Source organism: Stenotrophomonas sp. PUT21 (assembly GCF_052232875.1).
In the GTDB taxonomy this organism is placed as follows: Bacteria; Pseudomonadota; Gammaproteobacteria; order Xanthomonadales; family Xanthomonadaceae; genus Stenotrophomonas; species Stenotrophomonas maltophilia_N.
Genome location: NZ_CP197645.1, coordinates 1,834,426 through 1,855,076, shown reverse-complemented (window position 1 = coordinate 1,855,076; position 20,651 = coordinate 1,834,426). Strand labels below are relative to the sequence as shown.

20 protein-coding genes and 2 pseudogenes are annotated in these 20,651 nt (G+C 66.7%); 9 read left to right on the top strand and 13 right to left on the bottom strand.

Going from position 1 to position 20,651, the window contains the following annotated elements:
* The 3 genes from ACTT2I_RS08660 to ACTT2I_RS08650 all read right to left on the bottom strand — a co-directional run bounded on the left by ACTT2I_RS08660 (position 1) and on the right by ACTT2I_RS08650 (position 1,782).
* Positions 1-498, bottom strand: a complete 498-nt coding sequence (locus ACTT2I_RS08660; protein ID WP_421099938.1) for a YciE/YciF ferroxidase family protein — start codon at positions 496-498, stop codon at positions 1-3.
* A 91-nt stretch (positions 499-589) separates the two neighbouring features.
* A complete protein-coding gene (locus ACTT2I_RS08655; RefSeq protein WP_421099939.1) occupies positions 590-1,168 on the bottom strand; it encodes a M23 family metallopeptidase in 579 nt (192 codons plus the stop codon).
* The gene (locus ACTT2I_RS08650; protein WP_421099940.1) at positions 1,165-1,782 is read right to left on the bottom strand and encodes a DNA-3-methyladenine glycosylase; all 618 of its coding nucleotides are present in this window, start codon (positions 1,780-1,782) and stop codon (positions 1,165-1,167) included. The genes ACTT2I_RS08655 and ACTT2I_RS08650 overlap by 4 nt, the downstream gene beginning before the upstream one ends.
* A 181-nt stretch (positions 1,783-1,963) precedes the next feature.
* On the opposite strand from ACTT2I_RS08650, the pseudogene xth reads away from it, so the two are divergent.
* Positions 1,964-2,755 (top strand): annotated as a pseudogene (xth, locus tag ACTT2I_RS08645) (exodeoxyribonuclease III); the annotation flags it as partial.
* 88 nt (positions 2,756-2,843) lie between these two features.
* Complete coding sequence (locus tag ACTT2I_RS08640; protein WP_421099941.1) at positions 2,844-3,641, top strand: AraC family transcriptional regulator; 798 nt, start codon at positions 2,844-2,846, stop codon at positions 3,639-3,641.
* Positions 3,642-3,651: 10 nt separating this feature from the next.
* Here ACTT2I_RS08640 and ACTT2I_RS08635 read toward each other — a convergent pair whose 3' ends face one another.
* The 6 genes from ACTT2I_RS08635 to ACTT2I_RS08610 all read right to left on the bottom strand — a co-directional run bounded on the left by ACTT2I_RS08635 (position 3,652) and on the right by ACTT2I_RS08610 (position 9,603).
* Positions 3,652-4,875, bottom strand: a complete 1,224-nt coding sequence (locus tag ACTT2I_RS08635; RefSeq protein WP_421099942.1) for an MFS transporter — start codon at positions 4,873-4,875, stop codon at positions 3,652-3,654.
* A 217-nt stretch (positions 4,876-5,092) separates the two neighbouring features.
* Positions 5,093-5,845 (bottom strand): sulfite exporter TauE/SafE family protein, encoded by a 753-nt coding sequence (locus ACTT2I_RS08630; RefSeq protein WP_293981466.1) that lies wholly within the window; start codon positions 5,843-5,845, stop codon positions 5,093-5,095.
* Positions 5,846-5,854: 9 nt separating this feature from the next.
* Positions 5,855-6,802, bottom strand: a complete 948-nt coding sequence (gene pip, locus ACTT2I_RS08625) for a prolyl aminopeptidase (RefSeq protein ID WP_421099943.1) — start codon at positions 6,800-6,802, stop codon at positions 5,855-5,857.
* Between the two features lie 45 nt (positions 6,803-6,847).
* Positions 6,848-7,099, bottom strand: coding sequence for a hypothetical protein (locus tag ACTT2I_RS08620; protein ID WP_088434285.1), 252 nt, complete (start codon positions 7,097-7,099; stop codon positions 6,848-6,850).
* Positions 7,096-8,442 carry a TFIIB-type zinc ribbon-containing protein gene (locus tag ACTT2I_RS08615; protein ID WP_421099944.1) on the bottom strand — a complete coding sequence of 449 codons (1,347 nt, stop codon included), beginning with the start codon at positions 8,440-8,442 and terminating at the stop codon, positions 7,096-7,098. Before ACTT2I_RS08615 ends, ACTT2I_RS08620 begins: the two co-directional genes overlap by 4 nt.
* 21 nt (positions 8,443-8,463) lie before the next feature.
* The gene (locus ACTT2I_RS08610; protein ID WP_421099945.1) at positions 8,464-9,603 is read right to left on the bottom strand and encodes an SPFH domain-containing protein; all 1,140 of its coding nucleotides are present in this window, start codon (positions 9,601-9,603) and stop codon (positions 8,464-8,466) included.
* Between the two features lie 201 nt (positions 9,604-9,804).
* On the opposite strand from ACTT2I_RS08610, the gene ACTT2I_RS08605 reads away from it, so the two are divergent.
* Positions 9,805-10,431 (top strand): sigma-70 family RNA polymerase sigma factor, encoded by a 627-nt coding sequence (locus ACTT2I_RS08605; protein ID WP_421099946.1) that lies wholly within the window; start codon positions 9,805-9,807, stop codon positions 10,429-10,431.
* The gene (locus ACTT2I_RS08600; protein WP_421099947.1) at positions 10,428-11,102 is read left to right on the top strand and encodes a ChrR family anti-sigma-E factor; all 675 of its coding nucleotides are present in this window, start codon (positions 10,428-10,430) and stop codon (positions 11,100-11,102) included. Before ACTT2I_RS08605 ends, ACTT2I_RS08600 begins: the two co-directional genes overlap by 4 nt.
* Positions 11,103-11,114: 12 nt before the next feature.
* On the opposite strand, the gene ACTT2I_RS08595 is transcribed toward ACTT2I_RS08600, so the two are convergent.
* Together ACTT2I_RS08595 and ACTT2I_RS08590 are read right to left on the bottom strand one after the other, a co-directional pair.
* Complete coding sequence (locus tag ACTT2I_RS08595) at positions 11,115-12,905, bottom strand: EAL domain-containing protein (protein WP_421099948.1); 1,791 nt, start codon at positions 12,903-12,905, stop codon at positions 11,115-11,117.
* 37 nt (positions 12,906-12,942) lie between these two features.
* Complete coding sequence (locus ACTT2I_RS08590) at positions 12,943-14,529, bottom strand: SDR family NAD(P)-dependent oxidoreductase (RefSeq protein WP_293979606.1); 1,587 nt, start codon at positions 14,527-14,529, stop codon at positions 12,943-12,945.
* A gap of 195 nt (positions 14,530-14,724) precedes the next feature.
* Between ACTT2I_RS08590 and ACTT2I_RS08585 the strand changes: the two are divergent.
* Positions 14,725-15,035 (top strand): annotated as a pseudogene (locus ACTT2I_RS08585) (hypothetical protein).
* Between the two features lie 33 nt (positions 15,036-15,068).
* On the opposite strand, the gene ACTT2I_RS08580 reads toward ACTT2I_RS08585, so the two are convergent.
* Complete coding sequence (locus ACTT2I_RS08580) at positions 15,069-15,263, bottom strand: hypothetical protein (RefSeq protein ID WP_088434292.1); 195 nt, start codon at positions 15,261-15,263, stop codon at positions 15,069-15,071.
* 6 nt (positions 15,264-15,269) lie between these two features.
* Positions 15,270-15,515, bottom strand: coding sequence for a hypothetical protein (locus ACTT2I_RS08575; protein WP_421099949.1), 246 nt, complete (start codon positions 15,513-15,515; stop codon positions 15,270-15,272).
* Between the two features lie 191 nt (positions 15,516-15,706).
* Between ACTT2I_RS08575 and ACTT2I_RS08570 the strand changes: the two genes are divergently transcribed.
* The 4 genes from ACTT2I_RS08570 to ACTT2I_RS08555 are packed head-to-tail and all read left to right on the top strand — an operon-like array spanning position 15,707 to position 20,601.
* Positions 15,707-16,252: a sugar dehydrogenase complex small subunit gene (locus tag ACTT2I_RS08570; protein WP_421099950.1), complete on the top strand. Its 546-nt coding sequence runs from the start codon at positions 15,707-15,709 to the stop codon at positions 16,250-16,252.
* Between the two features lie 46 nt (positions 16,253-16,298).
* The gene (locus ACTT2I_RS08565; RefSeq protein WP_421099951.1) at positions 16,299-17,939 is read left to right on the top strand and encodes a GMC family oxidoreductase; all 1,641 of its coding nucleotides are present in this window, start codon (positions 16,299-16,301) and stop codon (positions 17,937-17,939) included.
* On the top strand, positions 17,936-19,333 hold the full coding sequence (locus tag ACTT2I_RS08560; protein ID WP_421099952.1) for a c-type cytochrome: 1,398 nt from the start codon (positions 17,936-17,938) through the stop codon (positions 19,331-19,333). Before ACTT2I_RS08565 ends, ACTT2I_RS08560 begins: the two co-directional genes overlap by 4 nt.
* Positions 19,330-20,601, top strand: coding sequence for a carbohydrate porin (locus ACTT2I_RS08555; protein ID WP_421099953.1), 1,272 nt, complete (start codon positions 19,330-19,332; stop codon positions 20,599-20,601). Before ACTT2I_RS08560 ends, ACTT2I_RS08555 begins: the two co-directional genes overlap by 4 nt.
* Positions 20,602-20,651 lie beyond the last annotated feature (50 nt).

The following is a 20,651-nucleotide window of genomic DNA, read 5'->3' as shown; positions in this document are numbered from 1 at the left end:
TCAGGCCGCGGCGGCCTTGGCATTGCCGCCACCGGCCAGGGCCAGCAGGGTCAACTTTTCGTCGGTGTCCTTCTCTTCTTTCAGCGTTTCCAGCAGCAGCGGCACGGCCGCCTTGTAACCCAGCTGCTTGGCCAATGCGGCGATGGTGCCGTACGAAGCAATTTCGTAATGCTCCACCTTCTGCGCGCCACCAATGAGCGCGGCATCGCGGACGGGACCCTCTTCAATGCTGTCGATCGCCTCTTTGCCTTCTTCGACCAGCCCCTCCATCGCGGCGCATTTGATGCGCTTGAGCCGGATGCCCAGCAACTCCACCACCTGGTCGATGCGCTCGATCTGGCCTTGGGTTTCTTCCAGGTGGGTGGTGAACGCGGCGGCCAGGTCCGGGCTGGAGGCGGCGCGTGCCATTTTCGGCAGCGCCTTGGTCAGCTGTTTTTCTGCGCTGTAGATATCCGAGAGCTCGTGGATGAACAGGTCTTCTGCGGTCTTGATCGCCATGGAGGTACTGCCGGTGGGTTGGAATATCCGACGCTAGGCGCGTGGGTGTTAGTCCAGTGCGCTTTGTTGTGAAGGGGCTCTGCACGCGCGCTCAGGGCGCGTCCGGCCACGCTTTCAGCAAGGGCAGCGGATCATAGGCGCCGTCGGCACCGTAGATGCCCCAGTGCAGATGCGGCGGCGTGCCCTTGGCATTGCCGGTGTCACCGACGTACCCCAGCACCGTACCCTGCTCGATGACGTCGCCACGCGCCAGACCGTCGCGCCAGTCGTCCAGATGCGCGTAGTAATACCGCTCGCGCGCCGGCCCCATCACCCAGACCTGGCGCCCGCCCAGGCCACTCTCACGGATATCGGCAACGATGCCCGGCGTGGCGCTGCGCACCTCGGTGCCACGCTTGGCGAAGATGTCCACGCCAGCATGCGTGCGGTCGCGCCCGCGTGGTGCGCCGAACGTATCGGCGACCTGGCGGGCGGCAACACCGGCCACCGGCACGGGCAGGGCGGTGGGGACAGGCATCTGCGAGAGCCGCCAGAGCGCGCGGGGCGATTCGGCAAAAGGGCTGTTCCACACCACACCAGCCACCACGATGCACACGACAAGGATGAACAGCCGCAGCAGCCAGCGGCGTACCCGGCGTGCAGGCGAAGCGGCGGGCGGCGAGGGACTCATGCGGTTCCGCCCGTCTTCTTGGCACCCACGCGGCCGGACACGTGCAGATGCGCCGGCACATGCCAGCGCCACGGAAACTCGATCGCCTTGCTGATCCCGATCCGTGGCCCGACCACTGGCGTATCGGGGGGCGCCATCCCATCGGACACGATGCGGATACCACGGTCATTGCGTACCAGATCCGCGCCATCCAGCGCCTTGGTGATGCCCATGGCCTGCGACAACCGGCCCGGCCCACTGGCCAGGTCGCGCGCGCGCTTGATCGCTGGCCGTGCCTCATGGATCAACGCCAGTCCCGCCACCGGCTCCAGCGCCCGCAACAGCACGCCCCAGCCTTGGCCGACCTCGCCACACACCGCGTTCGAGCCCCAGTGCATCCCGTAGCTGAAATACACATACAGATGGCCGGCCTCACCGAACATCGTGGCGGTGCGCGCGGTAATGCCGCGATACGAATGCGCCGCCGGATCCTGATCACCGGCGTAGGCTTCCACCTCCACGATCCGCCCCGCGCGGCCGTCATCGCGGACCAGCAGTTTGTTCAGCAGCTCGGGCGCCACCTCGGCCGGGTGCCGCTGATAGAAGCGCCGCGGCAGAACCTTCCACGTCTTCATGACCTTCCGCGCAATGGATGCACCTTGCCAGTCTGGAACCAGCGCTTACTGTGCCGCGGCGCGGGTCAATGCATGATCAACGCACCGCCATCGTCACGCCACACTCGCCCGGCATTCGCGGCCGGTTGATCGATACAGGGCAATGCTCGCTGGCAGACACCGCCGCCACCAGGCACGCACCATGCCCGCCAGAAAGCGCCTGAAAATCGCGACCTTCAACGTCAATGGGGTACTGACCCGGCTGCCGCATCTGCTCGCATGGCTGCAGCGCGAACAGCCGGATATCGTGGCACTGCAGGAGCTCAAGGCCACCCAGGAGGCGTTCCCGGAAGCGGCGATCCGCGACGCCGGGTACGGCTGTATCTGGCAGGGGCAGCGTTCGTGGAATGGCGTTGCGCTGCTGGCCCGCGGGCAGGACCCGATCGAAAGCCGGCGCGGGTTGCCTTGGGACCCCAAAGACGATCAGAGCCGCTACCTGGAAGCGGCGGCGCATGGTGTGATCGTGGGCGGCCTGTACCTGCCCAACGGCAATCCGCAGCCGGGGCCCAAGTTCGATTACAAGCTCAAGTGGATGCAACGCCTGCATCGGCACGCGAAAAGCCTGGTCGCGCTGCCGCACCCGGTTGCGTTGATCGGCGACTTCAACGTCGTGCCCACGGATGCGGACATCTACGACCCCAAATCGTGGCGCAAGGACGCGCTGCTGCAGCCCGAGGTGCGTGAGGCCTACCAGGCGCTGCTCGATCAGGGCTGGACCGACAGCCTGCGCGCCGTGCATGGCGATGCGCAGATCTTCACGTTCTGGGACTACTTTCGTGAGCACTTCGCCCGTGACCGGGGGCTGCGGATCGACCACCTGCTGCTCAATCCCGTGCTCGCGCCCCGGCTGAAAGCCGCGGGAGTGGACCGCTGGGTGCGGGCGCTGGAAAAACCCAGCGACCATGCGCCGACCTGGATCGAGGTCGTGGCGCCGCCCAAGCCGCGATAGCCTTAGCGACCGATATCGAAAACACCCCGGACGCGGTAGAGTCGTTCGGCAGGTCGTTTGCGAGGGTATTGCCGTGCCATATCGGAGAAAGGACATCGCCCCGGGCGTCGGCGAGGGCAAGCGGCTGCCGGCCGGCCCGGAGACGCCGGTGTTCTGCCGGGCGCGCGAGTATCCGGCCGGCACGATCATCGCGCTGCACCACCATCCGGACCGCCATCAACTGGTCTATGCCGAATCCGGCGTGCTGGTGGTCCAGGCCGGGGCCGGGCGCTGGGTGGTGCCCAGTACCCGTGCGATCTGGATTCCGGCGGGCATGGGCCACAAGGTCAGCTGCATCGGCGCGGTCGGCATGCGCAGCCTGTACATCCTGCCGCAGGCGATCGCCCAGCCCCCGGTGAGCGCCTCGACGGTCTCGGTCACGCCCCTGCTGGCCGCGTTGATCCACGCGGCGATGGACGTTCCGCCGCCCTATCAGGCGGACTCGCGCGATGGGCGGCTGATGCAGTTGATCCTGGACGAACTGCAGCTGTTGCCGGTGCTGCCACTGCATCTGCCGCAGCCGACCGACCCGCGGTTGCGGGCCATCGGCCGGCAGCTGGAATCCACGCCGGACGATCCCTCCACCCTGCAGGACTGGGCAAGCCGCTTGGGCGTGGACGTCAAAACCATCCAACGCCTGTGCGCACGCGAACTGGGCATGACCTTCGGGCAGTGGCGTCAGCAGGCGCGCCTGCTGCGTGCCCTGGAGCAGCTGGCGCACGGTGAGAAGGTCATCGACGTGGCGCTCTCGCTGGGCTATGCCAGTCCGAGCGCCTTCACCGCGATGTTCAAGAAACGCTTCGGGCAGCTGCCGAGTCAGTTCTTCCACTGAGGCGGATGCCTCAGTGCATCTTCGTCTTCGGCAGGAACGCCGTTGCCAGGCCCAGCAGCGGCAGGTACGAGGTGAAGTGGTAGACCCACACGATGCCGTGCACGTCGGCCAGCTTGCCCAGTCCGGCCGCGCCGATGCCGCCGATGCCGAACATCAAACCGAACATCAGGCCCGACACCATGCCCACGCGCCCCGGCACCGCTTCCTGCGCGTACACCACCAGCGCCGCGAAGGCCGAGGACATCACCAGCCCGACCGCCACCGCCAGCACTGCGGTGCCCATCAGGTTTGCATAGGGCAGGGCGAGCGCGAACGGTGCGACGCCGAGGAAGGAAATCCAGATCACCGCCTTGCGTCCGATCCGGTCGCCGACCGGGCCGCCGATGAAGGTGCCCAGCGCGACCGAAGCCAGGAAGATGAAGAGGTACATCTGGCTCTGCTGGACGCTCAGCCCGAAGCGCTCGATCAGGTAGAAGGTGAAGTAGTTGGTGAACGAGGCGATGTAGACGAACTTGGCGAACATCAGCACCGCGATCACCGCGATGGCCTGGATCACCTTGCCGCGGCTCAAGCCGACACCGTGACTCTTGGCCAGGCTCTTCATCTTGGCCTGGCCGTGCTGCACGGTCCAGCCGGTGAGGCGGAACAGCACGGTGATGGCCAACGCAGCCGCCAGCATGAACCATGCGATGGCACGCTGCCCGTGCGGAATCACGATCACGGCGGCCAGCAGCGGCCCGATCGCCGAGCCGGTATTGCCACCGACCTGGAAGGTGGACTGCGCGGTGCCGAAGCGGCCGCCGGAGGCCATCCGCGCCACGCGCGAGGCTTCCGGATGGAAGGTGGCCGAGCCGATGCCGACGATGGCCGCAGCGATCAGCAGCATTTCGTAGCTTGTCGCCATCGCCATCAGCGCGATGCCGACGAAGGTGGCGATCATGCCCGACGGCAGCAGATACGGCAGCGGTCGCTTGTCGGTGTACATGCCCACCCACGGCTGCAGCAGCGAGGCCGTGACCTGGTACACCAGGCCGATGATGCCGATCTGGCCGAAGGTGAGCGAGAACTCGCTCTTGAACATCGGGTACACCGCCGGCAGCACCGCCTGGATCATGTCGTTGAGCAAGTGCGCGAAGGCAGCGGCACCAACGATGCGGATCGCAAAGCCCTGGTTGGGGGTGGGGGTGAGCGGCTCGGTGGGAATGACGGGTGGGGCAGCGGTTTCAGTGGTCATGGGGGCACGATCGGGAGCAGGGAACGCCCAGGCACGCGGGCTGCGCAGCGGACGCGCCTGGGGCGGAAACAGGACGCCTAGCGTAGGCCGGAGGTGATGCCCCGTCTCTCGCGAATTGGGCGGTGCTCGTCGCGTTTTGGACATCCGTGCTGGCGGCATGCTGCCGAACGCGGGGTCAACGTCGTCGGCAACCGTCTGCCGCTGTAACCGGCTCGCCTCAGCGCCAGCCCAGCAGTGCCGGCAACGAAGAGGCCAGCAGCGCGATTCCGGACACCGTGAGCAGGCTCAGCACGATCTGGCGGAAGCGCAGATCACTGATGCCGATGTACACGCGGGTACCGAGCAGGGTCGGGATCAACATGGCCGGCGCGACGATGGCGAACATCGGCAGCATCTCGCGGGTGACGATGCCGGTGCCGATATAGGTGCCCATGGTCACCAGCAGCATCGACAGGTTGAAGTTCTGCACGATGGAGCGCTGCACGTCGCGCTCGTAGCCGCGCAGGGTGCACCACAGCGTCGGCAGTGTGCCGGTGAAGCCGCCCAGCCCACCCATGATGCCGCCGGCAAACCCGACCACGCCGTCCGCCGCGCGCCCGCCCGCCGTGACCCGCGGCAGCTGGCGGGACAGCAGCATGGCCGGGCACCACAGCACCAGCAGGGTGCCCAGGATCGCCTTGAGCCAGTTCATGTCGAGCATGGGCAGCAGGTACACGCCCAATGGAATCCCGGCCAACCCGCCCAGCACGAAAGGCAGCAGGGTCGTCAGGTTGAAGCCGCGGCGCACAGTGAAGGCCGCCAGCAGCTGGCCGGTGAGGGCACCGAACACCGAGAGCGTGGCCGCGAGCTTGGGGTCCAGCACCCACGCCCAGAACGAGAGGGCCACCAGCCCGAAGGCGAAACCGGAGAGCCCCTGCACAAAGCCCGCCACGATGGCGCCCAGCGCCACCACCAGATAGATCGAATCCACGACGCCTCCTTACTGACGGTCTGCGAACGCATCCGTCGCGCGTACCAGCGCATCTGCCGTGGCGGGTTCCGTTGCACTGTGGCCGGACAGCACCATCTGCAGCGAGGCCTCGGGCCAGGCACAGGCCAGGTCCCACGCACTGCGCGCCGGGCAGATGATGTCGTAGCGGCCTTGCACGATCACGCCCGGCAGATGCCGGATGCGGTCGATATCGCGCAGCAGCTGCCCGTGATCGAGGAAGGCATGGTGGCGGAAATAGTGCGCCTCGATGCGCGCCTTGGCCAGGGTGTGCAGCGGATCATCAGCGGAGACCGCATCGACATCGTGCACCAGCGTGGCGGCATGATCTTCCCACCCCAGCCAGGCCTGCGCCGCGGCGATGCGGGTCGCCTGGTCCGGGCTGTCCAGGCGGCGCCAGTACGCCGCGATCATGTCGCCGCGTTCGTCTTCGGGGATATGCGCCTCGTAGTTGGCCCAGCGCTCCGGGAACACCCAGCGCGCACCCCCGTCGGCCTCGGCGAACCAGCGGTTCTCTTCGGCGCGACCGAGATAGACACCACGGACGATGATGCCGGTCGCGCGTTCCGGATGTGCCTGCGCATAGGCGAGCGCCAGCGTGGAGCCCCACGAGCCGCCGAACACCAGCCAACGCTCGATACCGAGCCGTTCGCGGATGCTCTCCACGTCGGCGATCAGGTGCTGCGTCGTGTTGTCACGCAGCTCACCGAACGGCGTGGAGCGGCCGCTGCCGCGCTGGTCGATCAGCACGATGCGATAACGTGATGGATCGAAGAAGCGGCGGTGCACCGGCGACACGCCTGCACCCGGGCCGCCATGCAGGAACACCACCGGGATACCTTCTGGCGTGCCGCACTCTTCCACGAACAGGGTGTGCAGGTCGTCCACGGGCACCTGATGGGTGCGGAACGGGGTGATCGCTGGATAGAGCGTGCGCATGGTGCGTCCTTCGAAAACTGACGCACCATGATACCGCCGCTGCGCTCAACTGCTGTCGCGTTGCACCCGTGTCCTGTACGCACTCACGTTGTCACCGCGGATACGCCGCTCCTGCGTGCCCGTCACGGTGTCGACCTTGCGGTCCGAGCCGGTGACCGGCTTGGCCTCGATCGCGGTATCACGTTCGAACGCGTGGGATTTGTCGGTATTGCGGTAATACCGGTACAGCGCCCAGTACAGCGCCGTCGCACCGGCCGGGCCGGCCGCAAGCAGCCAGAGTCCACTGTCATCGCTCATGAGGCAGCTACCAGGAAGAAGAGAACGAGGGCTTCAATGATCGTGCCGGTGGTGAGCGCGGCCAGCAGCAGCTTCCACTGCTGCACCGGCACGCTGCCCATGGTTTCACCGGTGCGGCCATTCACCGCGATGTAGTGCAGCATGCCGCCGTTGCGGCCCGGCTGGTGATACGAGTACAGCCACACCGGCAGGTACATCGACACCCAGCGGGTGCCATGCACATCCACGCGCTCACGCTCCCAGCGCACGCCACGATCGTAGCGGCGCACCGAACCTTCCACCTGGGCGCGGGCGATCGACAGCAGCTGATCCTCCAGCCGCGGGCGCAGTTTCTCCACATCGAGATTGCGCTTTTCCGACGTGAAGCCGGCCAGATAGGAGGCGTTCCACTTCAGCGCATTCTTGGTGTCGAACGGGAGGATCGCGTTGATGATGTTGTTGGTGTTGCTCTGGGTGTCCAGATTGCCGCGCTCGGCCGATGACTCCAGGGTCAGGTCGTCCACGGTGAAATCCACCTGGCGATCCACCTGGTAGACGTCGGCGTCGTAGTAGGTCTGCTTGTTCTTTTCGGTGCCGCGCGTGTACTGCCGCGTCTGGATTTCGCCCTTGCCGGAGACGCTGGCGCTGACGTTGCTGTCCACGATCATATAGGGCAGGTAGACGCCGGTGACGTTTTCCGGTGTGAACTGATCCTTGAAGGCCTTCAGCGCGAACAGGCGCCGCTTGTCCACGAACTGCCGGATCCGCGCGACCGCGTCGTCCTTGCTGATCCGGAACGGCAGCACCGCATCGGGCACCGCGCCATTGGCAACCTGCTCGTTGACCCCGAACACATGGCGGCACCAGTGACAGCGGGCGGTCATGGTGCTTTCGGTGTTGATGGTGACCTCGGCACCGCAGCCGGTGCACTTGAAGCTCATCAGGCTGGCGGTGTCGGCGTCGATGTCGCGCGCACCGGACGCGACCACGGTGCCGCGAAGCTCGCCGATTCCTTCGCCGAACCCGAACGCTTCCTCGACCCGGTCGCCGTGCCATTCGTGACGGCAGAACTGGCAGACCAGCACATCGGTGCCGAGCTTGAGCCGGACATCGCTGGACCCACAGTTCGGGCAGCGGTTGACGCCGTCCTTGAGCTCGGCCGCGGCGGTATCCAGCGCGACCGGATCGGGCGCGAGCACTTCATCGCGGATGGGCTGGGGCAGGGTGGCCGGGTCCACCGGGAAACTGCCCGGCAGCGGGGGCACGTCCCGGGGCGAACCCGGGCCGGTGACCGGCGCCGCCGGGGAAGGCGGCAACGGCGGCGGGACCGCCGGGATCGGCGGTGGACTCTTGGGGTCGGACATGGTGTCGGTGCGCTCGGTGTCTTACAGCCCCAGCGCCTTGGCCTTGAGCTTGTCGTAGTCGTCCTGGGTGATCAGGCCGAGATCCAGCATTTCCTTGGCCTTCGTCAGCTTGGCGACCGGGTCGTCCGCCGCCGGGGCGACCGGCTGCTGCATGCCGCCGACACCCAGCATCCCCGAGGCCATGCCGACGCCGACCAGGCCCGCAGCCCCGCCGTTCTCGCCGGCCGACTGGATGCCCTGGGCCACGCTGGCCTGCAGGTTGGAGTTGCCACGCGAGCCCGCCAACGCATCGGCGCGCTGGACCGTCTTGAGCAGCTCACGGGTGTTGGCGTCGTACTCGATGGAGACGATGGCTGTCTTGACGATGGCCAGGCCGCGATCGGACTTCCACTGGTAACCCTGTTCGACGGCGGCGGACAGGCTCTGCGCAAAGCCCAGCGAATCCTGCTGCAGCTTGGTGATGCGGTTGCCCTTGCCGGGATCGTTCGTATACAGGCTGAAGGCCGGGGCCAGCGAGCCGACCACTTCATTGAACAGCTGGCTGGCAGCGGCGTTGTCCAAGTCTGTGAAATCGAACACCTGACCCGGCTGCAGGTAGCTGGCCGGCACGAAATTCTTCACGAACAGGATCGGATCGACGATCTTCAGCGTGTAGGAGCCGCGCGTGACCGCGCCGACCTGCGTGCCGAGGAAGCCATCGTCCCAGTAGATTTCGGACTGGGTACCGAAGCGGTTGTCCGGCAGCTCCTTCAGCGAGACGAAGAACGCCGCCTGCTGCGAGCCCGGCTGGCCACCGAACTTGAAGCGCTCCCAGCTCTGCTTGATCAGCGGGCTGACGAAGCCGTCACCGGCGAAGATCGACTGTGAGTTGGTGTCGTCCGAGCGCCACTCATAGCCACCCGGCTCGGCGACGAAACCGGTGATCGCGCCGTCCTGGAACAGCAGCAGGCCGTACCCCTCGGGCACGACGATCTTCGAGCCGTTGGTGATGATGTTGGAGGAAGCGCTGGTGTTGGAGCCGCGCCCGGCATTGGTGCCACGCGGCACCGCCGCGAACAGCGCTGCCGTGGAGGGCAGGCCTGCCGGCACGGTGTAGAAGTCCTTCCACTGGTCGGCCAGAACGCCACCGACTGCCCCTGCCACTGCCTGACGAAGACCCATGACCCACTCCCTGCGATTCGTGGGCGGGCACCGTGCCCGCCATGCTCGGCCGACTATATCAGCAGCCGGTGCGCAGGCAGTGGCGCCGTGGGCCCGGCCGCGGGAGCGGGTCAGGCAGGCAGGCACTGCATCCAAAGCGCGCCGCTGCCCGTACAAGCGTGCATGAACCCCAACTCGCCGATCGCCCGGAAGTGGCCTACGATGGACGTCGACCCGTCTGCTGCAGGGATGACGCCTTTCGAGGCTGCCCGGATGATTGCCGTACCCGCCCAGAACACCACCGAGCTGAAGACTTGGGCTGCGGACGTGGCAGCGGTGGCCGGCGCGCGGGATCGTGAGTGTTTCATGCGTATCTACGACCACTTCATGCCGCGGCTGTGCCGGTATATCAACGGCCTGGGGGCGCCCGATGGGGTGGCGGAGGACCTGGCCCAGGAAGTCCTGCTCAAGCTGTGGAACCGGGCCGATCTTTACGACCCGGCGCGGAGCGGCCTGGGCACCTGGCTGTACCGCGTCGCCCGCAACCTGCATATCGACCGGGTGCGGCGCGAGCACATCTGGGTGCATGCCCATGAGGTGGTCGAGCAGGCCGCCGATCAGGACGACGGGCGCGGCTCCCTGGCCGAGCTGCACACCGAGCATGTCCGGCTCAAGCAACGGCTGGATGAACTGTCCGCCACCCAGGCACGGTTGATCCGGATGTCCTATTTCGAAGCCAAGACCCATGCGGAGATCGCCGAGGAGTTGAACATGCCGCTGGGCACGGTCAAATCGCACATCCGGCGGGCCTTCCTTCAGCTGCAGTCGTTGATGGGAGAGCCGCGGTGAATCCTCGCCACCATCTGGATCCGGCCACCGTGCTGGGGTTCGCGACCAGCACCCTGGCGCCGGAAATGTCCGTGGTCGCTGCCGCGCACCTGGAAGTGTGCGCCCAGTGCCGCGAGCAGCTGCGTTCGGCCGAGCGCCTGGGCGGGCTGTTGCTTGAGCAGCAGTTGGCGCCACCCGCCGAGGAACAGCGCCAGGCAGCGCTGCGCCAGGCCATGCTCGGCAGGCTCGACGCACCGGCCTCGCCGCCGGTGGTGCGGGAAGCCATGGAGCGTGGCTGCACAGGCGCGCATGACCCAGATCGACTGCCGTCCGCGCTTGCGCCACATTTCGGGACGTCCTACCGGGCGCTGAAATGGCGGTGGATGGCGCCGGGGGTGCACTGCATCCGCGCACCGGCGCTGCCGTCGCTGATCATGCTGAAGATCGCCCCTGGCAAATGCCTGCCCATGCACAGCCATGGCAACAGCGAGCTGACCCAGATCCTGCGGGGGGCCTACGACGACGCGCTGGGGCACTTCGCGCCCGGTGACGTGGCCGACCTGGACAGCGACGTGGAGCATCAGCCGGTCACCACGCCAGGCATCGCCTGCATCTGCGTTTCCGCGCTGGATGCCCCGCTGGTGTTCAGTGGCTGGTTCGCCCGCAAACTGCAGCAGGTCTTCAAACTCTGAGGGCGATCCGGCCTATGCGGCCGCGCTGGGCTGGCCGTGAGGCTCGGGTTGTCCGAATACCCGCATCAGCAGTGCCGGGAGCATGGGGCGGGCAAGCAGATAGCCTTGAACTTCGTCCACGCCCAGGTCCGCCAGTGCGTCCAGCTGCTCGGGCTGCTCGACGCCTTCGGCCACGGTGAGATAGCCAAGTTCGTGAGCCAGATGATGGATCGCCGAGACCTTGGCGCGCGCCCGCGCATTCGTGGCGACGCCATCGATCAATGACTTGTCCAGCTTCACGGTGTGGATGGGCAGATCGGACAGGTAACTGAAGTTGCTGTAGCCACTGCCGAAATCATCGATCGCGACCTTGATGCCGGCCTGGCTCATCGCGGTGATATGCGCGATGGCGGGCGAGCCCGGGCGCAGCCATTCGCCTTCGGTGATCTCGATCTCGATCATCGAGAACGGCAGTGACCGGTGCTCCAGCTTGCCGCGGATCTGCTCCCAGGCCGTTGCGCCGGACAGGTAGCTGCTGGAGAGATTGAGCGAGACCGGGATGGTGCACCCCAGCGCACGCCAGTCCCTGACCTGGTCCAGGGCCTTGTCCAGCACCCAGTCGGTCACCTCATCCATCAGCGCCGTCCGTTCGAATACCGGAATGAACTCTCCCGGGCTGATCGCGCCGAGGGTAGGGTGGGTCCAGCGGATCAAGGCTTCGGCCGATACCGGGCGCCCGCCGTGGAGGGTAAAGCGCGGTTGATACTCCAGATGGAAGTCGCCGGCCTGCAGCCCGCGTTCGGCATCGGAGGCCAGGCGGTAGGCGCGGTGCATCTTTTCGTCGCGCTGTTGGGAGTACCAGCAGAACGGCTGCCGGGCGTCGAACGCACCGTGCATGCTGACCAGCAGCCGCCGCAGCAGGTCGTGGCTGTCTGTTTGGCCGGGATCGACCGCGCAGATGCCGGCGTGGAAGCGCGGTGACATCGGGACCGCCGCGGCCATCAGCGGACGCAACATGCGCGTTCTCAACTCCAGGATCAGCGCCTCGACCTGTGCCGCGGCCGGCATATCGACGACGAAGGCAAACCGCGTCACGCCCACGTGGTACACCGCTGCCACGCCATCCAGTGCGGCACGAAGGCGCACACCGGCGCGCCGGATCAAGGCCTCGAGCGGACGCAGGCCCAGCACCTGGCCGACCTGGTTCGCGCGCGGGATGTCGAGGATGTCCACCGCAACGGCGTAGGCCGTTCCTTCGGCGCACCGCGCGAGGATGCCGGGCAGATCCGCATGGAACTGGTGCCGGCTTGGCAGGCCGCTGACCGGATCCAGCCGACCGGACATCGCGCGCAGCTCCAGCTGGGCGATCACCAGCTCGGCCAAGGTGGTGAGTTGATCCTGGTCACCCGCATCGAACGTGCGCGGGCGTGTGTCCATGACGCACAGGGCCCCGATGGCGACCCCGTTTCTGGCCACCAGCGGTGCGCCTGCGTAGAAGCGCAGGTGCGGGCTGTGCGTGACCAGCGGGTTGTCGCGGAAACGGGGGTCCTGGCGGAGATCCGGGACCACCAGCACGCCGTCGGAGGTGACGGCGTGGGCGCAGATCGAGGCGCGGATGTCGGTCTGCGCCATGGGCAGGCCGATCCGGGACAGGAAGCGCTGCTGCACATCCCCGAGGATCGATACGAATGCGACCGGAGCATCGAAGGTGTAGCCGGCAAGCGCGGTGAGCCGATCCAGCGCAGGCAGGGACGCCAGTCCATCGAGCTGCATGGCACTGAGGACCGCGCTGCGTTCGTCGCGTTGTGAGGTGGGGGGACTCATTCCAAGCTATACGGATGAAACGCGCACCTGGATGCGCTTACCAGTCGGTCGGCGCGTAATCCTTGAGGAACTGGCCCCAGACGTGCTCGCCGGTGTTGATGCCGTGGATGATCGGATCGACGATGCGGGCGGCGCCGTCGACGATATCCAGCGGCGGGTGGAAGCGCTCTTCCTTTACCTTCTTGGCCGCGATATCCGCCGGGTCCTCGTCGGTCACCCAGCCGGTGTCCACGCTGTTCATGTGGATGCCGTCGTTCTGGTAATCGGCCGCCGAGGTGCGCGTCATCATGTTCAGCGCCGCCTTGGCCATGTTGGTATGCGGGTGGCGGGTGGTCTTGAAGTTGCGGTAGAACTGCCCCTCCATCGCCGAGACGTTGACGATGTGCTTGTCGCGCTCCGGCGTGCGCAGCATCAGCGGCTTCAGGCGCGCATTGATGATGAACGGCGCGATGGCGTTGACCAGCTGGGTTTCCAGCAGCTCCACCGAGGGCACTTCGGCCATCAGCATGCGCCAGGAGTTGCGCCCGCGCAGATCGACCTGCTGCAGGTCCTGGTCCAGGCGGCCTTCCGGGAACAGATGCTGCTGGGCCACCAGCTCATCGTCCAGCAACGGCACCTGCGACAGCTCGGCGGCACGGGTCAGCCCGTTGGCGGCATTGAAGTCGCGCCCCTGGACCACCGGCAGCGCGGCCGAGGCGGTGGTGCCGAGCAGTTCGGCACTGCGCAGGCCTTCGTAATCGCCGATCAGCTTGCGCAGCGTGTCCGGCACGTCCTGCAGCGGCGCGGTTTCGCCGGCCATCATGTGCGCATAGAACTGCGGCGGGCGGCGTACGGTCTGGCAGGCGTTGTTGATGATGAAGTCCAGGCGCGGGCGGGTGGCCAGCAACTCGTTGCAGAAGGCCTCCACGCTGGGGGTGTGGCGCAGGTCCAGGCCGTACACCTGCAGGCGATGGCCCCACTCGGCGAAATCCGGCTCTTCGGCGTAACGTGCGGCCGAATCGCGCGGGAAGCGCGTGGTCACGATCAACTCGGCGCCGGCGCGCAGAAGCTTCAGGCCGGCCTGGTAGCCGATCTTGACCCGGCCACCGGTCAGCAGCGCGACGCGCCCGGTCAGATCCGCGGTCTCGGTGCGCTTGAAGAAGTTCAGCTCGGCACAGGCCGGGCACATCTGGTCATAGAAATGATGCAGCTGGGTGAACTTCTGCTTGCAGACATAGCAGTGGCGCAGTTCCGGCGAATGCACCGGCTCCGGCGCGGCGGCGGCATTCTCACCGTTGGAGGCGTCATGCAGGCCGGCGGCGTGCGGCGGGAAATAGTTCGGGGTGCTGAACACCGGCTTGCGGCGCAGGGCCCGGATGCCGGTCTGCTCCAGCAGCGCCTCGGCCTTGGCCACCTTCTCCTGGTGGCGCGCCTTGGCCTGCTGCTTCAATTTCGCCCGGCGGGCCTTGGGTTCCGGGTGGTAGACCTTGGCCACCACCTGGTGCAGGCGGACGCGGTCAGCCTCCGGCAGCGTATCGAGCACGCTGCGGTCGGCTTCGATGGCCTCCAGCAGGTCCAGCGCGGTGCGCAGGCGGTCGGTCAGGGGCAGGTCGTCGTCGGCAAGGGGCAGGGCGGTGGTATTCAATTCAAATCCGGGAAAGCGGCAGGATGACGGGCAGGGTCCGCCGCGCGATGGCCGCCTGAAGGGGGCATCCGCCAGCAGGCCGGGGCATACGGTGGGCCGCTATTGTCCCTGATCCTGCGATTTGGTGCTCAGCGGTGCCCGCTGGCTCCACATCCGCTCCACATCGCGCCCCATAGAGTTGCTTTCACCCCATCAATGGCCTTCCCCGTGAGCCTGCAGACCTCTGTGTCCCATCCGCTTCCCCGGCGCCCGTTACCGGACAGTTGCCACTTCGAGCTGCTGGATGTGAGCGCGCTGCAGGACCCGAGCAGCGGCCGCATCGTGCATCTGTATTCGATGGTGGCGCGGTGCCTCTCCTGCGAGATCGTATTCGTGCGCGGGAAGGGGACGGATTCGTCAGCACGTCGGCAGCGCGCCTGCTGCGCTGCCCCACCGGGTGCGGCGAACAGTCTCTGAAGGGGGCCGCATTGCGCCAGTGGGGTGTCGGGGGCGCCAGCCGGTCCTGAGCCGGAGCGCGCTGCCAACGTGGTCGGTCGACGTCAGTCGGCTTTGAGTGAGGCCTGCAGTGCAGTCGCCAGCGCGGCGTCACCATTCACCAGCTCCGTCCACTTCAAGGTGAGGCCGTTGCGTTTTCCCTTCGGCACCAGCTTCAGTCCCGCTGGGTCGATGGTCAGCGTATAGGCCTCCTCGCCGATCTGGACTTCCCGTCGCACGGGTTTATCAAGTGGCGTCATGAGGGATCACGGCTTCGGCGGCGATTCGCGTTTCGGCGCTGGCGAGGTCTCGGTGCCATGCCCGGAGTCTTGTTCCTCGGCGGCGGCCGTTCCACTGCCACCCCCCGGCACATTGCGCGACGCATCACTCGTGGCAGGCGTCGCGGCAGGCTGCTCGATCGTATCGGCGTGCTTGCCCTGATCGGGGTGCTCGGCCTGGCTGCAGGCAGATACTGCCATCGCCGCAAGGGCGATGAGCAACACGGTTCGCATGGCGATTCTCCGGGAGTGATACGAATGCGGCTTTGTAACGCCGTGGCTGTTGCTGATGCGTGATCACCTCGTTGATCACTCTTTGACGACAGCCGCATGGAGTACCCTTGCAGCCGTCGATGCTTAGCCGTGCCGTGGTCTGCGGGCGGGGAGCCGGCGTGTTACGCGTGTTACGGAGCAGAGTTGACATCATGAGTATTCCCGAGGGATTGGACGACAATCGACGGGGGCAAGGCCTCACACGGAGAGGCTTCCTGCTTGCGGTCGGTTCGGTGTCGCTGCTCGCGGCCTGCCGCGACAAGGCAGCGCCGAGAACGACCGAGCCCGCGGCTGCTCCTGTCGCCAAAGCCGATCCGGCCTTCCTCGATCTGTCCCGCGCCCTGACCGGCAAGAATGATCTGGATCCCGCCACCGCGGATCGGATCGAAAAAGCATTCGCCACCCTTCAGCCCGACCTGCATGCCCAGTTCCCGGCCCTCGTCGTTTTGGCGGGCCAGGTAAGCGGCGCACAGGCGCTGGTCGATGCCGCCGGCGATGCCAAACCCGCCGCGCTGGCCATCATCACCGCTTGGTACACCGGCACCGTGGGCAAGGGCGTCCACGCCGTGACCGTCTCCTACCGCGATGCGCTGATGCAGCGCTGCGTGGACGACGGCCTCTCACCGCCGACCTATGTCCAGGGCGGCCCCGCCTGGTGGACCGCTGCGCCGCCGGCCCCGATTCGAGCCCACGCATAAGCCTGCGCGGTTCTCTTTTCCCTGTTACTGATCTGGAATCCCTCTCATGAAAGCTCCGGTTTTCCGTGATGGCGACGTCGATGCCGACGTCGTGATCGTCGGCTCGGGCGTCGTCGGTGCATTGATCGCCCACCAGCTGGTGCGCGCTGGCAAATCGGTCCTGGTCCTCGAGGCCGGCCCCCGCCTGAACCGCTCGGATGTGGTCGAGAACTGGCGCAACGTCAGTTTCGAACGACGCATCGGCAGCGATTTCCAAGGGCCGTTCCCGCAGTCGAAATTCGCGACGGCCCCGCTGTACTTTCCCGCCAACGATTACGTCGGCCTGACCGGGCCCGATGCCAGCAGCTTCCACCAGGGCTTCATCAAGGCCGTGGGGGGCACCACCTGGCACTGGGCGGCCTCGTGCTGGCGCCACCTCCCGGTGGATTTCAAGATGCAGTCCGCCTACGGCGTTGGCCGCGATTGGCCGATCAGCTATGAGGATATCGAGCCTTACTACTGCCGCGCCGAGGAAGCCATGGGCGTGTCCGGGCCGAACGACCCGGCGCAGCAGAGTCCCTCGGAGCGATCCAAGCCCTACCTGGCCGACATGATTCCGTGGGGCAACGGCGACAAGGTGTTCGCCGAGGTGGTCAATCCACACGGCTACAACCTGGTGCCGATTCCGCAGGGGCGGATGATCAAGCCGTGGAATGACCGGCCTGCCTGTTGCGGCAACAACAACTGCCAGCCGATCTGCCCGATCGGAGCCATGTATAACGGTGTGCATACCGTCCAGGCCGCCGAGGCACTGGGCGCCAAGGTGTTGGCCGAATCGGTCGCGTACAGGATCGATACCGACCCGCAGAACCGGGTGACCGCCATCCACTGGTATGACAGCGACAAGGTCAGCCACAAGGCCACCGGCCGCAGTTTCGTGATCGCCTGCAATGCGCTGGAAACGCCGCGCCTGCTGCTGCTGGCGGCCAACGAACAGAACCCGAACGGCATCGCCAATTCGTCCGACCAGGTCGGCCGCAACATGCTGGACCACTCCGGCTTCCACTGCTCCTTCATTGCGGACCGCCCGATCTGGCTGGGCCGTGGGCCGGCACAGTCCAGCTGCATGGTCGGCCCGCGTGATGGCGCGTTCCGCTCGGAATACTCGGCGACCAAGATCATCCTCAACAACATCAGCCGGGTGGCCATCGCCACCGACCAGGCACTGAAGATGGGGCTGGCCGGTGAGGCGCTGGACGCAGAGATCCGACGCCGCGCGATCTACGGGGTGGACCTGTCGATCAGCCTGGAACCGCTGCCGGATCCGAGCAACCGCCTGACGCTCTCCAAGACCCGCGTCGATGGTCATGGGCTGGCCTGCCCGGACATCCATTACTCGCTGGGTGATTACGCACGCAAGGGCTACGACAAGTCCTGCGAGCAGCTGCGGCACATCGGCAAGCTCTTCAATGCCGAAGAGTTCGCGATCACTACGGCGCTCAACGCCAACAACCACATCATGGGCTCGACCATCATGGGCGCCGATCCGCGCGATTCCGTGGTCGACGGCGATTGCCGCGCGCATGACCACCCGAACCTCTGGCTTCCCGGCGGCAGCGCGATGGTCTCGGCCAGCGTCGTCAACAGCACCCTGACCATGGCCGCCTTGGCGCTGCGCGCAGCCGATGCGATCGAGCGTGCGGCATGAAGACCTTCCTGCTCATCGCATTGGGCCTGCTGGCCGGCGCCAGCCAGACCGTGCGTGCCGACGACACCATCGAGCGGGGCCGCTACCTGTCGGTGGCCGCCGACTGTGTGGCATGCCACACCAGCCCAAAGCAGGGCAAGCCGTATGCGGGCGGCTACGCGATCGCCTCGCCGCTGGGCGAGATCTGGGCCAGCAACATCACCCCCTCCAAGAGCCATGGCATCGGCAACTACACCGAGGGGGACTTCGCCAAGGCGGTGCGCGAGGGCGTACGCAAGGACGGTGCGCACCTGTACCCGGCGATGCCCTACACCTCGTACGCGAAGATGACCGACGAGGACATCCACGCGTTGTATGTCTACTTCATGCAGGCGGTCGCGCCGGTCGACGAGGAAGCGCATACGACCGAGCTGCCATTCCCCTTCAGCGTCCGCTCGTCCATGGCGGTGTGGAATCTGCTGTTCCTGGACAAGACCCCCTTCAAGCCGGATCCGGCGCAGAGTGCGCAGTGGAACCGCGGCGCGTATCTGGTCGAAGGCCTGGCGCACTGCTCCAGCTGCCACACGCCGCGCGGGCTGATGATGCAGGAGGTGGGCGGCAACGCCTTTGCCGGCGGCTCGCTGGGTGACTGGTATGCGCCCAATATCACCTCGCACCCGATCAGCGGGATCGGTGGCTGGACCGATGACGAACTGGCCCGCTACCTGAAGACCGGCCGGGTGGAAGGCAAGGGGCAGGCGGGCGGCGGCATGGCCGAGGCGGTGACCAACAGCCTCTCCAAGCTGCGCGATGAAGACATCAGCGCGATCGTGACCTACCTGCGCACGGTGCCTGCGGTGGCCGACAAGGCCGCCACCCGCGCCGCGTTTGCCTGGGGCGATTCCGCCCAGGCGCCGGGTGAGCAACCGGTGCGCGGCACGGGCGCGCCGATCACCTCCGGCGCGGTGCTGTACTCCGGCCTGTGCGCAAGCTGTCACGGCCCGCAAGGGGAGGGCAGCAAGGACGGCTACTACCCGTCGCTGGTGCACAACAGCACCGTCGGCATGACCCGTCCCCAGAACCTGGTGGCCACCATCATCGGCGGCATCGACCGCGACGTGGATGGCCAGCACGTGGTGATGCCGCATTTCTCCGAGGGCTCGTACGTCCAGGCGTTGAGCGATGCCGACATCGCGGCCGTCGCGACGTATGTACGGACCAGCTTCGGCCCCGGCGATCAGGTCACGGAAGCGCAGGTTGCGCTGATCCGCGACGGCGGTGAGAAGCCGTTGCTGGCCAAGATCGCACGCCTGTGGCTGCCGCTGCTCATCCTCGGGCTTGCGGCGTTTGTCGTGGTGATCCTGATGGTGCGACACGCCTGGAAGAAACGCAGGCTGCGGAGGGCCTCGACATGAAGCACACCCCTTATCTGATCAGCCTCGGGCTGATGGCGTTCGCCGCCAGCCTGCCGGCCTTGGCCGCCGATGCCGACGCGCCCAAGCCTAAACCGGTGGACACCATCGCCCAGACCCCGCTGAGCGCGGACTGGGCGGCCCGGATATGGCTGCAGGACCGCGGCGTGACCCCGAGCGCCCGCGTCGTGGTCGCCACGGGCGTCAACAGTGATGGGTACAAGGGCACCGGCTGGTCCACCGCCGAGCACGTCGATGTCGGCGCCATGATCGACACCGGCAAGGCCTTCGGCGTTGACGGCACGATGCGCGTGGTGTTCTCCGACCGCTTCGGCAACGCGGTCAACGACCGCTCGACCGGCTCCTACGTACAGAACCAGGCCTTCTACGGGCAAGGCCAGAACCTGCGCTTCAACGAGCTCTCCTACGAGCGCTGGCTGCTGGACAAGCGCTTGAGCCTGAAGGGCGGTTTCTACTCGATGGGCAACGACTTCGGCGGTCTGCCCTACACCTGCAATTTCAACAACAATGGCCAGTGCGGCCATCCGCTGGGCCCGATCTACAGTTCCGGCTGGCTGGACAACCCGACCGGGCAGTGGGGCCTGCGGGTGAAATGGGCCGATCCCTCCGGCTGGTACGCGCAGACCGGCATCTACGATGTCGTTCCGATGCGCAAGCAGGCGGGCAGCGGCTTCCGGGTATCGGACCGCGGCAAGACCGGCCTGTTCCTGCCCGTGGAAGTAGGCTACAGCCACGGCAACACCGGCGAGCACTACGGCGGCACCTACAAGGTCGGCTATTACCTGGACACCTCCAACGCCGACGACATCGGCAATCCAGCCGCACCGCGCGCTTCCCATCGCAGCGGCTCGTACCTCCAGCTGGCGCAGCGCGTGCTCAAGCCCGAGGGCGACACCGTACGCGGGCTGTCGGTATTCGGGGTGGCGACACGCGCGGATGCCAAGACCGGCCTGATGCGTTACTCGTGGGAAGCCGGGCTGAGTTGGCGCGGCGTGGTGGCCTCGCGAGAAGACGACGTGCTGAGTCTGGCCTGGACCCGCTTGGACATCTCCGACCGCCTGGCGCAGTACCAGCGCATTACCGGCAAGGACGTGCAGAGCAACGAACAGTTCGTTGAGCTCAATTACGGCGTGCAGGTGACCCCGTGGCTGATCCTGCGGCCCGCCGTGCAATACGTGGCGCGCCCCGGTGCGTACGAGAGCCGGCCGGACAGCTGGGTGTTCACGCTGCAGGCGCAGGCGACGCTGTGAAGACATCACCCGCGCGGGTCTGCGGCGGCAGGCGGGTGCTGCATTCGGCG

Bases quoted from the DNA above. Each gene is read 5' to 3' on its own strand.
- ACTT2I_RS08595 (WP_421099948.1), bottom strand. From the start codon at position 12,905: ATGAGTCCCCCCACCTCACAACGCGACGAACGCAGCGCGGTCCTCAGT.
- ACTT2I_RS08620 (WP_088434285.1), bottom strand. From the start codon at position 7,099: ATGAGCGATGACAGTGGACTCTGGCTGCTTGCGGCCGGCCCGGCCGGT.
- ACTT2I_RS08570 (WP_421099950.1), top strand. From the start codon at position 15,707: ATGAGTATTCCCGAGGGATTGGACGACAATCGACGGGGGCAAGGCCTC.
- pip (WP_421099943.1), bottom strand. From the start codon at position 6,802: ATGCGCACGCTCTATCCAGCGATCACCCCGTTCCGCACCCATCAGGTG.
- ACTT2I_RS08650 (WP_421099940.1), bottom strand. From the start codon at position 1,782: ATGAAGACGTGGAAGGTTCTGCCGCGGCGCTTCTATCAGCGGCACCCG.
- ACTT2I_RS08615 (WP_421099944.1), bottom strand. From the start codon at position 8,442: ATGTCCGACCCCAAGAGTCCACCGCCGATCCCGGCGGTCCCGCCGCCG.
- ACTT2I_RS08655 (WP_421099939.1), bottom strand. From the start codon at position 1,168: ATGAGTCCCTCGCCGCCCGCCGCTTCGCCTGCACGCCGGGTACGCCGC.
- ACTT2I_RS08580 (WP_088434292.1), bottom strand. From the start codon at position 15,263: ATGACGCCACTTGATAAACCCGTGCGACGGGAAGTCCAGATCGGCGAG.
- ACTT2I_RS08560 (WP_421099952.1), top strand. From the start codon at position 17,936: ATGAAGACCTTCCTGCTCATCGCATTGGGCCTGCTGGCCGGCGCCAGC.
- ACTT2I_RS08660 (WP_421099938.1), bottom strand. From the start codon at position 498: ATGGCGATCAAGACCGCAGAAGACCTGTTCATCCACGAGCTCTCGGAT.
- ACTT2I_RS08610 (WP_421099945.1), bottom strand. From the start codon at position 9,603: ATGGGTCTTCGTCAGGCAGTGGCAGGGGCAGTCGGTGGCGTTCTGGCC.
- ACTT2I_RS08565 (WP_421099951.1), top strand. From the start codon at position 16,299: ATGAAAGCTCCGGTTTTCCGTGATGGCGACGTCGATGCCGACGTCGTG.
- ACTT2I_RS08605 (WP_421099946.1), top strand. From the start codon at position 9,805: ATGGACGTCGACCCGTCTGCTGCAGGGATGACGCCTTTCGAGGCTGCC.
- ACTT2I_RS08555 (WP_421099953.1), top strand. From the start codon at position 19,330: ATGAAGCACACCCCTTATCTGATCAGCCTCGGGCTGATGGCGTTCGCC.
- ACTT2I_RS08575 (WP_421099949.1), bottom strand. From the start codon at position 15,515: ATGCGAACCGTGTTGCTCATCGCCCTTGCGGCGATGGCAGTATCTGCC.
- ACTT2I_RS08635 (WP_421099942.1), bottom strand. From the start codon at position 4,875: ATGACCACTGAAACCGCTGCCCCACCCGTCATTCCCACCGAGCCGCTC.